Genomic DNA, 12,708 nt, shown 5'->3' on the forward strand with positions numbered 1-12,708 from the left:
CAGCAGCTAATTATTTTAGATTTAATAAAAAAAACATGAGAGATATAAAAATAGAGGTTAAGGATTTGTCGTTGTATTATGGCGAGAAAAAGGCCTTAAAGGAAATTTCAATGCAAATTCCGGCGAATAAAGTGACGGCATTAATAGGACCTTCTGGTTGCGGTAAATCTACTTTTTTAAGATGTATCAATAGAATGAATGATCTTATTCCGAGTGTGAAAATTACGGGTGAAATGCTGGTTGAAGGAATTGATATTTATAACAAAAATGTAGATGTTGTAAATATTAGAAAAAAAATTGGAATGGTTTTTCAAAAGTCAAACCCTTTTCCAAAATCTATTTATGAAAACATTGCGTACGGTCCTAAAATAAATGGGATTAAGGATAAAACACAGTTAAACGAAATCGTTGAAACTTCATTGCGTCAGGCCGCGATTTGGGATGAATTGAAAGATCGTTTGGATGATTCGGCACTGGGTCTTTCAGGTGGACAGCAACAGCGTTTGTGTATTGCCCGAACTTTAGCGGTTAGCCCGGACATTATTCTTATGGATGAACCTGCAAGTGCATTGGATCCTATTTCTACTTCAAAAATTGAGGAATTAGTTCATGAGTTGAAAGAACAGTACACAATAATAATTGTTACCCATAATATGCAACAAGCAGCAAGAACCAGTGATTATACTGGGTTCTTTTATATGGGTGAATTGATTGAAATGGGTAAAACTAATGCTATATTTACCAAACCAGAACAAAAGCAGACTGAAGATTATATCACAGGAAGATTTGGATAAAAGGTGTATAAATAGAAATAGACTTTTTAAAAAGCGTATTTTGATTTTTTAATCTTTTGAATTTTTAAATAAAAAAACATGGCATCACACTTTGAAATAGAATTAGAAAAACTAAAAAATGTAATTGTAAAAATAGGTAAACTTGCAGAAATTCAAGTGAGCGAATCTGTAAACGCTTTGCTGTCAGAACCTGTTGCTGAAGGAAAAGAAGTAAAGAAAACAGAAAATAAGATAGATAAATTAGATGTGAAAATCGATGAGATTTGTCAAAGTATTTTTGCTTTGCAACAGCCAGTCGCTTCTGATTTGCGTTTTATTATGTCAGCCATGCAAATTAGCAATGAGATAGAAAGAATTGGGGATTTGGCGATAAGCATCATAAAAAAGGCTAAGAATATTAAAGATAAACATGACTTAATTGTTAAGTTTAATATTACGGATATAGCCAGACAAGTTGAGGTTATTACCATAAAAACGAATGAATGTTTCTTAACTCGGAATGAAAGTACCATTGGTGAGATCTTTATTTTGAATAATACTATAAAAAATGAATGCGATGATGCAATACATAATATCATCAATGAAATGAAGTCAAATTCTAAAACCGTAGTTTCAGGAACAAATCTTGTGATTGTTTTAAAACATTTAGAGCGTGTTTCTGAGCATTGTACCAATATTGCAGAGTATGTTTACTTTATGATTAATGCTAAAATAATCAAACACGAAAAATTTGGTGATAAGAAACAAGATAATTAATTTAATACTATTAATCTGCAATTAATTTGTAGATTTTATATAAAAGCACACTAATTAGATACTTTGAAAGTATAGTAATTAGTGTGCTTTTTAATTGTAAAAGAATTGTAAAACAGTCATTTGAATTCATTGTATTTTACAAAGTACATCGTAAAAAAATTATTAATTCTTTTCAAAAATTTGAAACAATGTTTTCCAATCCATTGCTGTATCTAATTGTGGCAGACCTTTGTATAAGTCAATTTCTTCGAGGTTTTCTATTCTAAAATCGTTTTGCTCCGCATAAGGGACCAATCCTTCTTTTTTTAATTTTTTTGCCAGATATTCCTGTTCATATTGACCGGGAGTAGGAATGAAAAAAGCCTTCTTGTTAAGTTTTGCCAAGTCCATAATGGTAGTATACCCAGACCTGCATAAAACAGTATCACTTTCATTAAAAGTTTGTTCAAGTTGGCGCGTATTCATAAAATTATAATAGGTAACATTATCGATTTGTTCCTTTATTTGGTCTTTTTCTATAATACCTTTTATGAATACAACCGTACCATTATATTTCAATATTTCGGTTTTTAATTTATCTTCCAGCAAGCCTCGTTGCGGTTCCGGGCCAGATAAAATGACCATCAAATCATATCGTTTTGGAGTCTCGCGTTTGTGTAATCGGCTTAATGGTCCAATGTATTTTGTTAGAAAATCAGCTTTTTTTAGATGTCCTAATTTACCGGTCAAATTTGGAGTTCCTTCTAAATCCGGTATCCAGCATTCAGCATATTTTTTTATAATATGTTGATGGAGCATACTGGTAATCCAAGTGGTATTTCCCGTCATCACGTTCAATTGATGCGTCATAAATACAGAAGGCACTTTTTTACTAAATACGCCAAGTCTATTATCAGATAGTACGCCGTCAATGGAATATTTCTTTATCCATTTCTTTACTAATTTTTTTTCAGCCCAAATGGCTTCAATCATTTTCGGACAATTTTGTAATAATTTCCATTTAAAATTTTTACCATTTTTAGAATATTCTATTTCGTATGAGGGTAATTCCAATGCTTTTAGATATGGAAATTCTTTTCGCAATAATTCCAGTGCAATACCATCGGAGGCGATTATTGGGATATAATTATTCTCTTGCAAAGCCTTAATAATCGGAATGCAGCGAGTAGCGTGTCCCAGACCCCAATTCAAAGGAGCAATTAAAATAGTCTTATTGTTAGTATTCAAATCCATTTGGCGATGTATATATTCGTTATTTAAATTTGAAAGTTACTCAATGAAGTGGTTTTTCATATTTCTAAGGCATTACCAAACTATTAATTTATTCTGGTAAATTTACATTACTATTCCTCTTTTATATCTGGTTTAAAAAAAAACGATTCATCATAAAATAATATCAAACAATAAATTAAAAATAAGCTCTCAATTGTACATTTCCGGTATGAATAGTTTGACTGGTTTCACTTTTTCTACCTTGATAATTTAAGTTTATATCCAAAAATTGGGTCAGATTTTTTTGTAGCAGTAATCTCCAAGTCAAGTTTTGGCCTGTTTGTAAACCTTCGAGCATTTGAAATCCTATAGAAGAGAATTCATCTCCCGTGAATTTATTTTGATAAAAGGAAACCTCTCCATTGACAGTGATTTTTTTTTCACCCGCGTATGAAAAGGAAGTTCCCAATCGGTTTTGGAGCAGCCTTTCCAAACTTCCAATCTGATTTTCCTTGTTTTGGAACTCGTAAAATAAATCCCAACTGGTGTTTTTTGAAAAGAGGTAACTGATTTTTGGAGCCAATGAATAACCATCGATAGCGTAATTTTTTTCAGGATAGTTCTCTGATTTTATGGCTGTCTGGATTGTTTTGACAAAAAAGCCAAATAACCAACTTTTCTTGTATAAATGGGCGTACTGTAATTGATGAGAATCATTTTCGGATTCCTGAGACCCTATGGAAAGTAAGTTTTTTGTTTTGTTTTGCAAATAAGAATAGGTAACAGAATGGTTTTGTTTTCCTCGGTTATAAAACAAACTATTCCTGAAACTGGAATTCAATCCCAACACGTTTTCCTTGTTGGATTTAAAAGGATTTAGTTCGAAATTATCGCCTTCACTTTTTATTTTTCTATCGATTATAAACGAGGCTTGATTATAAAAATAGGAAAGCAGTTTTTTTATTCCAAGTTCATTTTGCCATTGATTTGGATTTATGGTTACCGCTTGTGAGAACTTATTTTGATGCGTTTTTATATAAATTCGGTTCGGTAAAAATATCCGAATATATTTAGCCTGGTCAATAAATGGTGCAACTTCAAATTCTTGTATTTCCTGAATTCCGTTCGCATTATAATCATTCCAGGTATAAACGCCTTGCCCTGCCGGAACTTCAAGATAGGTAAATTCCTGTTGTGGAATACTTCCTGAATTGGTTTCATAAACGGTTGTACTTTGAATCAATTGATTGAAAAAACGATCAGTATACACTATTCTGGAATTTAATGAGGTTTCTTTTTTCTTTGTAATGTCTGCAAAATCAAGTACTCTGTAATTTATATAAGCGGTTAAATCACTTTTCTTTGTTTGGATTAACTTTGATTTTAAAAAATAGGTTTGGGACGCATTTACGCGCTGTATCAATCCATTTTGCAAGCTGTCATTTATTCGTCTCAAATATCCTAATTCGACAAAAACTTTAGTGCTGTCGCCACGACCTGTAAAAAAACTATGTTCAGTGAATCTTTGGCTTAATGCCGAAAATTGATTGGTAGTTTTGATTTTTTCTTGATTGTCTTCTAATCTAAGGCTGGTGCCAATCCAGTTCTTGCCAAAATGATAACGCGTCTGTGTTTGATTCCTGTAAAATTTTGAAGAAGATTCAATTCCATCGCTTTTTAAGAAGCTGCCATGATTTTGAATGGTCCAATTTTTCAATTTAAATGCTCCATCAATGCTATGTCTATTTCCCGAAAAGCTTGCGGAGAAATCCAGTTTTTCAAATTGATAGTTTAGCAATCCTCTGTTTTGAGAATTTGCTTTAGGGTTTAATTCGAAATGTAAGCCAGAAACCAGCAAACTTTGATTTCCTATGGCAGTAGTTCCTAAATTCCAATCTCGATCAAATTCAATGCTGTAAAGGCGTTCCACAGATCTAAAATTTTTCTGGATAAATTGATAACTGGCAAAAGCATCAACATTCCATTTTTTTGAAAACAAGCGTTGTTTTGCATTTATTTTGGCTGCCATACCGCGGTTATCTGAATCATTTATTGGCGAAAAAAGATTTTTATCATTGTTGCTAAATCCTATTTCGTAATCAAAAGCTGTTTTTCCTGTCGGTTTATATTTTCCTAAAAATGTTGCCACTTGAATTTTCGTTGGAGCAACTAATTGTATAATTGGCTCATAATTCCCTTGCGAAATAGTATTAATTGGTTGGGTATATTCATAAATTCGGCCATTAGCCGATGAGTTTTTTAAAATGTAATTTCCCTTATTTGTTCCCACTAAACTAAACCGAACATTGAACAACTCGTCTTCGGGATTATTTGAATATTCAAAAATCTCAATAGAATTGGCGATGATTTTTCGATACAATACTTTATTATCGGAATAGGAATCCGCATAAGCCGAAGGTGCCGTCATCAAGTCCATATTGTCGCCTGCATTCACTAAAATTTGAGCTTGTTCTTGAGAAAGGTTTTGTTGTAAAGGCTGACTTTTTAAATCACTTTCGGAGTATAAATAACTGCCGAAACTCCATTTTTCATTATCATGCGAGCCACCGGCATAAGTCACAAATCGAGAGTAATTTCGATCTGAATATTGGTATTCTATAGTAATTCGCATTTCAGAAGTAATTGTGAAAAGCGGGGTAAACAAGATTTCGCCGGCATTGTAATCAATGGTATAATCATTATTTTCTCCTCGCTTTAATAAAATTCCATTTACATAAACCCGTTCTGAACCTGAAATAACGAGAACATATAATTCGCCATTTTGACCTTTTAATTTATACGGACCCTGATTGCCTTCCTGACCCACAAAATTACTTTTGGCATATTGTCCTTTCACTAAAGCCGCCGATGCGAAGATATTGGTTTTGCTGTCTTCAGTCCCAAAGTTGAAATTAGTAGCAAGTCCCTGTACTTTTTTATTGAAATTAAGGAACTGCGTTTTTTTGTTTTCAAGAAAGATATCGCCTGCCCTAATGTTCCATTTGTCACTAAAAAGTTCCATAAAGACATTGTCAAATTGATCTAGCTTCTGCGAATAACCTCCGTCTTGTAACGGAATATTGCTGTCTTGTAGTGAGGCTCTCAGGTTTACTTTTTCGGATAATTTTCCTGTGATTTGTAAATCTAAATTGGAATTTAAAACTGTGTTTTGATTGTTGCCAATAGTAACTCCACGCGTGATGCTTCCAGAAGTATTTAATCCATCAAAAGGGATGTTTTTTTTGGTTGTATTTGTCTCAATTTTATATAAATTTCCTGATGCGGCTTCGTTACTGACTACTAGGTTCGAATCGTAAATGCGATATTCTTTGGTTAGAATTTCAGGAAGTTTGAGATAATGAATCGTTATGGAATCTGACTTTTGAGGGAAATTCGCATTAAAAATTAAGACCGATTTTTGGAAATTTATTTTATAAAAAGTGGTGTCTATAGGTTTTTCATTGGCGTCAAGCACTTTGAAGAAACTAGAATTAATGCTCTCATTTTCCAGATGAATAGTGTCACGAGTAGCGGGGTTTTTTTTGGTTTTGTATAGCAAATTAGTTTCCTGGGCTTGTAGTCCGGAAAAACACATCATTAGAAACAAAAACACTACTTTTTTCAACATAGATGGTATAACGTCTATGCATCAAAAGTAGTGTATTCTGTAAAACAATAAGTAGAACTCAAAATTTTACTATAAAAAGAATTTTTAACTTTCTTTCGTTATAACCTGCATCGTCTCGCGGCTTACCTGTTTTAACAAAACAACTTTGTTTTCTTCGACAGTTTGTGCTGCTTTATCATTGAAATGTCTAATGGTATATAAAGTAACATTTTCGTCAAATTCAACTTTAAATTTTTTCGAAAGGATGGCGTTCAAAGCTTTGAAATTTTCAAATTTATCTTCCACACAAACAGAAAAACTAATCGCAGAATTTTGAATCAGATTTACTTTTATTTTAAATTGGTGAAACAAAGCAAAAATTTCGCTGATATTTTCTTCCATGATAAAAGAGAAATCTATTGACGAAAGCGAAATCAAGAGTTGGTTTCTTTTGACAATAAAGCAAGGTAAATAAGGCTCTAGGTCGGCACCTTTGGCAACACGTGTTCCTGGCAAAAGAGGATTGATAAACGATTTTACAAACAAAGGAATTTCTTTTTTTTGTAAAGGCTGTAAGGTTTTTGGGTGAATAACTGTTGCGCCATAAAATGCTAACTCAATTGCTTCGCGGTACGAAATCTGGTTTAGCAAACTCGCATTTTCAAAATATCTAGGGTCAGCATTCATAACTCCAGGAACATCTTTCCAGATGGTTACACTTTCCGCATTCAGGCAATACGCAAAAATCGCCGCAGTATAATCGGAGCCTTCACGGCCTAAAGTGGTAGTAAAGTTGTTTTCGTCAGAACCCAGGAAACCTTGTGTAATATTTAATATTTTCCTTTTTACGTTTTTAGCAATATTCTTTTGTGTCAATTCCCAATCTACTTCTGCATCTCTATAATTTGCATCTGTTTTTATGAAATTTCGAACATCTAACCACTGTGTTTTTATTCCCATAAAGCTCATAAAATGGCTCAGGATAGTAGTGGAAATTAATTCACCATAACTTACGATTTGATCGTAAACGAAATTATAATTTGGAGATTTATTATGAGCTAAAAAATATTCTAAGTCGGAAAATTGAGCGTTTACAGCAGTAAAAACTTCGTTTTTTTCGTCCTCAAACAAATCCATCAGAATCTGATTATGGTATTTTTTTACTTCTTGAACAGATGAGTTTAATTCAGCCGACTTATCGAAATAGTTTTTTATTACTAGTTCAAGAGCATTCGTGGTTTTTCCCATTGCAGAAACGACCAACAATACATCCTCATAACCTACTTTTTGTAAAACGTCATATACGTTTTTTATTCCTGCTGCATCTTTTACAGAAGCACCACCAAATTTGAATACTCTCATAATTTTTTAAACAAAAAAATTTGTAATTCTATTTTAATCTATTATCTACAAAATTGTTAATTCCCGCTTCGTCCATTTGTGCCACATACCAGTCTCTTAGCACTTTTGCACCTGATTTTTCATAAAATTCGATAGCAGGAGTGTTCCAGTCCAGAACATGCCAGTCAATTCTTCGAACATTGTCTCTCTTGCCTTGTTTGATGATTTCAGAATACAATGCATAGCCCAATCCTGTGCCTCTCATCTTGTCCTTTACCACTAAATCTTCCAGATGGATTATTTTTCCTTTCCAGGTAGAATAGCGATAATAATACAACGCAATGCCCACAATTTCTGAATCTACTTCGGCAACAAAAACATGAAATAAAGGAGTTGTTCCAAAACCATCACGCACTAAATCATCAACAGTTATAAGGACTGCGTCAGGTTCTTTTTCGAAGTCTGCTAATTCTTGAATAAGTCCTAGAACTGCTGGCATGTCTTCGGGATTCCCTTTTCTAATATTCATGTATTCTTATTTTAAATGGTTGAATTGTTCAAAATAAAGCATTTTTCATTCATTATTCAACTATTTTCTTAGCAAATATACAATACTGGTAAACTAAGTAAATATTATTCAATTCATTTTCACAAAAAATCCGATATTTGTGACTTCAAACTAACTACAACGATTTCGTAATGGAAGAACGCAACAGAACACTAGGTGAATTTATCATCGAAAACCAAAATGCTTTTCAATATTCGTCAGGCGAATTATCCCGGATTATCAATTCCATTCGGCTGGCTGCAAAAGTGGTCAATTACAAAGTAAACAAAGCGGGACTGGTAGATATAATTGGTGCCGCCGGGGAACAAAATATACAAGGAGAAGATCAGCAAAAACTAGATGTTTATGCCAATGATATTTTTATTCAAACTTTAATCAACCGTGAAATTGTATGCGGAATCGCTTCCGAAGAAAATGATGACTTTATTACAGTGGAAGGAAGTGATAAAAGCCACAACAATAAATATGTGGTATTAATGGATCCTCTTGATGGATCTTCTAATATTGATGTAAATGTTTCCGTGGGAACAATATTTTCAGTGTACAGACGCGTTACCCCAATTGGTACTCCGGTTACAATTGAAGATTTTTTACAGCCTGGAATCAATCAAGTAGCAGCAGGTTATGTGATTTATGGTACATCAACAATGTTGGTTTATACTACAGGTCATGGCGTAAATGGATTTACATTAAATCCGGCAATTGGAACCTTTTATTTATCACATCCAAACATGCAGTTTTCCAAGGATGGAAATATTTATTCCATTAATGAAGGAAATTATGTTCATTTCCCGCAAGGAGTAAAGGATTATATCAAATATTGCCAGCTTGAAGAGGGAGAGAGACCTTATACGTCACGCTATATTGGAAGTTTAGTTTCAGATATTCATAGAAATATGATAAAAGGTGGAATTTATATTTATCCGACAAGCTCCAAAGCCCCAAAAGGGAAATTACGTCTGTTATATGAATGTAATCCAATGGCGTTTATTGTAGAACAGGCAGGGGGTAAAGCCTCTGATGGTTTTGGAAGTATAATGGAAATTGTACCTACAGAACTACACCAACGTGTTCCTTTTTTCTGTGGAAGCTATAATATGGTAGAGAAAGCGGAAGATTTTATGCATAAAGCTAAATTAAGCAAGTACTAAATAACTATAAAAAAAGCTCCCTAGATTTTGGGAGCTTTTTTATGATTTTTATTTATGCATGTTTTGCATTTCGAAAATGAAAGTGTCTAAGTCTACTTTTTTATCTACTAATGATAATGCCTTATCTACGATATAATTTACGTTTTCGGCAGTAAAACCCAATGCTAAACCAATTTTTCTTAACAATAATTCTTGTTTGTCTCCTAACTGATGATCAACATGAACCATTCTGACTAAATCATATAGACGTTCCAATCTCTGCTCGTGTAAATAAGGAGCGTTAATAGGATATTTTAATGGGTTTTCTAAAATTTCTGCATATTCCTCTTGAGAAATTTCTAGTCTAACGGCCAGTTTATCCAAAAACATTTTTTCTTCTGGAGCGAACTTCTCGTCGGCAAGTGCTACGCGAACTATGGCTGAAAAATGACCTTTATTTCTTTGTTTGAATTCGCTATCAAATAAATCTGAAAATGACATAATTATTAATTTTTTATCTTACAAAGATAGGTCTATTTTTAAATTATTTATTTTTTATTTTAAATTTTGTTTCGTAAAGTAGCGTGTTTTTAAATCATTTTTTAAGTAATGATTTATATTTTCAAATCAATCATTTTCAAAATTAATCGTAAGTTTACAGCCCCAATATCAATTTAATAAATTACCTACCTATGTCAGAATTTTGGATTTACTTTCAAATAGGATTAAAACACGTTTTGGATATTCATGCGTACGATCATGTTTTGTTTTTAATAGCATTAGCCGTTCCTTTCTCTTTCAAGGATTGGAAACGTATAGTGTTGCTGGTAACACTTTTTACAATTGGACATACTATGGCTTTGTTGCTTTCTATTTTTGGTATAATTGCCATTAAAGTAAATGTGGTTGAGTTGTTGATTCCGATAACAATATTAATAACAGCGTTTTATAATCTTTTTACGGCTGGAAAATCAAGTAAAAAAGAGAGCATAAGCGTAGTGTTCTTTATCACACTTTTCTTTGGAATTATTCATGGTTTGGGTTTTTCAAACTATTTTAAATCAATTCTGGGAGGAAGTGCAACTTCTAAATTATTGCCTTTGGGAGAATTTGCCTTAGGTATAGAAGCTGCTCAAATTGTTGTGGTTTTTGTTGTGTTGGTTTTATCTTATATTGTTCAAACGGTTTTTAGATTTTCGAAACGCGATTGGACTTTGGTGATGTCGGCATTTATAATAGGAGTAGTTTTACCAATGATTGTTGAAAGTGAAATCTGGATTAGATAAAAAAATGAGTACAAAAAAATTAAATAAATACGATAAAGCGTATCTTAGAATTGCAACTGAATGGGGACTTTTGTCTTATTGTAAAAGAAAGCAAGTTGGCGCCATCATAGTAAGAGATAGAATGATAATTTCTGATGGGTATAACGGAACGCCATCGGGTTTTGAAAATTGTTGCGAAGATGAGGAAGGGTTGACCCGTTGGGATGTACTGCATGCTGAAGCCAATGCAATACTAAAGGTGGCTCGATCAACGCAATCTTGTGAAGGCGCTACGTTATATATTACGCTTTCGCCTTGCAAAGAATGTAGTAAATTAATCCATCAATCCGGAATAAAAAGAGTAGTGTATCACAATGGGTACCGCGATGATTCCGGAATTCAGTTTTTGATAAAAGCGGGAGTTGAAGTAGAGCATATTTCGGTATTAGAAGAATAAAATGAAAATTGATAATAAATACTTGCCTATAATTATTAGTGTAGCTCTTGCTATAGGAATTGTTCTTGGAGGGTTGTTAAATGCTCCAAATCAAAATCATTTTTTCTCTAAAAACAGTTCGAAAAATAAGCTGAATGAGCTCATTGATTTCATTGATAACGAGTATGTAGATGATGTGAATACGGATTCTATTGTAAATCTTACTGTTGACAATATTCTGGCCAAATTAGATCCGCATTCTGTATATGTTCCTCCGAGTGAGCAAACGGAAGTTGTTGAAAGCATGAGAGGTGATTTTGTTGGCATAGGTGTGAATTTTTACATGTATAATGATTCTGTGGCGATAATAAAACCAGTTGAAAATGGCCCTTCGGCAAAAGCAGGAGTGAAAGCGGGCGACCGAATTTTGTATGCTGATAAAACCAAATTATTCGGACGTAAATTACCGAATGACAGTTTGTTTTCTAAGCTGAAAGGTACTGTGGGTTCCGAAATTGAACTTACAGTTTACAGGAAATCAGAGGGTAAAAAAATTAAATTAATAGTAAAACGAGATGTTATTCCTTTAAAAAGCGTTGATGTTTCTATGCTTTTGAAAAATAATACCGGATATATAAAAATAAATCGATTTGCTGAAACCACTTATGGCGAGTTTAAAAAGGGATTGGTTACATTGAAAAAACAAGGGGCTCAATCCTTAATTATTGACCTTCGTGATAACGGCGGTGGTTATATGGAGGAAGCTATTGCAGTTGCAGATGAATTATTGAAAGACGGTCAATTGATTGTTTTTACCAAAAATAAAAAAGGAAATGTAGATAAAACTTTTGCAACGGAAAGAGGAAGTTTCGAAAGTGGAAATGTATTTGTCTTAATTAATGAAAACAGTGCGTCAGCAAGCGAAATTCTTGCAGGAGCGATACAGGATAATGACAGAGGAACAATTGTAGGGCGACGCTCTTTTGGTAAAGGATTGGTACAACGTGAAATGGATTTTGAAGACGGTTCAGCCGTTAGATTGACTATAGCGAGATATTACACGCCAACGGGTCGCTCGATTCAAAAGCCTTATTCGAAAGGGAATGAAGCCTATTTTAAAGAATCAGATACTCGTTTTGAAAATGGAGAATTGTTTGAAAAAGACAGTATAAAAGTTTCAGACTCCTTAAAATTTAAAACTAAAAAAGGTAAAATCGTATATGGAGGAGGTGGAATTGTTCCTGATGTTTTTGTACCACTGGAAGTAGAACATGGAAATGAAAGCACTGCTTATTTAATGCAATCGGGAATCGTGGGGCATTTCGTATTCGAAGAATTAGATAAAAATAGAAATGTTTTTAAAGGATTGTCTTTTCAACAATTCATAACTAAAATGAATGGAACGGATAGGTATTTTGATTCTTTCCAAAAGTATATTTTCCAAAACGGATTGGATCTGAAATTCGGGAAAAGCAAGTCATTAGTAAAACGTTACCTTGCCGCAGAATTTGCCCGACAAGTTTATGGGGAAAAATACTATTATGAAATTGTTTTGAAAGATGATGCGATGATTAAAGCGGTTTTCGGAAAAAAATAATC

General features: G+C 33.3%; 11 protein-coding genes. 6 read left to right on the forward strand and 5 right to left on the reverse strand.

Translation table 11 applies throughout. The features are described from left to right. Window positions 1–35 precede the first annotated feature (35 nt). Window positions 36–794 carry a phosphate ABC transporter ATP-binding protein PstB gene (gene pstB, locus ACM55F_RS01150; protein WP_416851849.1) on the forward strand — a complete coding sequence of 253 codons (759 nt, stop codon included), beginning with the start codon at window positions 36–38 and terminating at the stop codon, window positions 792–794. Window positions 795–872: 78 nt separating this feature from the next. Next, window positions 873–1,550 (forward strand): phosphate signaling complex protein PhoU, encoded by a 678-nt coding sequence (phoU, locus tag ACM55F_RS01155; RefSeq protein ID WP_416851850.1) that lies wholly within the window; start codon window positions 873–875, stop codon window positions 1,548–1,550. Window positions 1,551–1,712: 162 nt separating this feature from the next. On the opposite strand, the gene ACM55F_RS01160 is transcribed toward phoU, so the two are convergent. The 4 genes from ACM55F_RS01160 to ACM55F_RS01175 form a co-directional block, all read right to left on the reverse strand. Continuing rightward, on the reverse strand, window positions 1,713–2,783 hold the full coding sequence (locus ACM55F_RS01160; protein WP_416851851.1) for a glycosyltransferase: 1,071 nt from the start codon (window positions 2,781–2,783) through the stop codon (window positions 1,713–1,715). A 175-nt stretch (window positions 2,784–2,958) separates the two neighbouring features. Next, window positions 2,959–6,390, reverse strand: a complete 3,432-nt coding sequence (locus tag ACM55F_RS01165; RefSeq protein ID WP_416851852.1) for a hypothetical protein — start codon at window positions 6,388–6,390, stop codon at window positions 2,959–2,961. An 84-nt stretch (window positions 6,391–6,474) separates the two neighbouring features. Further along, on the reverse strand, window positions 6,475–7,731 hold the full coding sequence (locus tag ACM55F_RS01170) for an aspartate kinase (protein ID WP_416851853.1): 1,257 nt from the start codon (window positions 7,729–7,731) through the stop codon (window positions 6,475–6,477). Between the two features lie 28 nt (window positions 7,732–7,759). Beyond that, entirely contained in the window at window positions 7,760–8,239 is a 480-nt protein-coding gene (locus ACM55F_RS01175) for a GNAT family N-acetyltransferase (RefSeq protein WP_416851854.1), read from the reverse strand. Window positions 8,240–8,409: 170 nt separating this feature from the next. Between ACM55F_RS01175 and fbp the strand changes: the two genes are divergently transcribed. Next, complete coding sequence (fbp, locus tag ACM55F_RS01180) at window positions 8,410–9,429, forward strand: class 1 fructose-bisphosphatase (RefSeq protein ID WP_416851855.1); 1,020 nt, start codon at window positions 8,410–8,412, stop codon at window positions 9,427–9,429. 48 nt (window positions 9,430–9,477) lie between these two features. Here fbp and ACM55F_RS01185 read toward each other — a convergent pair whose 3' ends face one another. Further along, the gene (locus ACM55F_RS01185) at window positions 9,478–9,909 is read right to left on the reverse strand and encodes a tellurite resistance TerB family protein (protein ID WP_416851856.1); all 432 of its coding nucleotides are present in this window, start codon (window positions 9,907–9,909) and stop codon (window positions 9,478–9,480) included. A 191-nt stretch (window positions 9,910–10,100) separates the two neighbouring features. Between ACM55F_RS01185 and ACM55F_RS01190 the strand changes: the two genes are divergently transcribed. Genes ACM55F_RS01190 through ACM55F_RS01200 form a run of 3 tightly spaced genes read left to right on the forward strand, consistent with a single transcriptional unit; the run spans window position 10,101 to window position 12,706 of the window. Further along, on the forward strand, window positions 10,101–10,694 hold the full coding sequence (locus ACM55F_RS01190) for a HupE/UreJ family protein (protein WP_416851858.1): 594 nt from the start codon (window positions 10,101–10,103) through the stop codon (window positions 10,692–10,694). A 4-nt stretch (window positions 10,695–10,698) separates the two neighbouring features. After that, a complete protein-coding gene (locus tag ACM55F_RS01195) occupies window positions 10,699–11,130 on the forward strand; it encodes a deoxycytidylate deaminase (RefSeq protein WP_416851860.1) in 432 nt (143 codons plus the stop codon). 1 nt (window position 11,131) lies between these two features. Beyond that, entirely contained in the window at window positions 11,132–12,706 is a 1,575-nt protein-coding gene (locus tag ACM55F_RS01200) for a S41 family peptidase (protein WP_416851861.1), read from the forward strand. The last annotated feature ends 2 nt before the right edge of the window (window positions 12,707–12,708 follow it).

It is taken from the genome of Flavobacterium melibiosi (assembly GCF_048158545.1).
GTDB classification, from domain to species: Bacteria; Bacteroidota; Bacteroidia; order Flavobacteriales; family Flavobacteriaceae; genus Flavobacterium; species Flavobacterium melibiosi.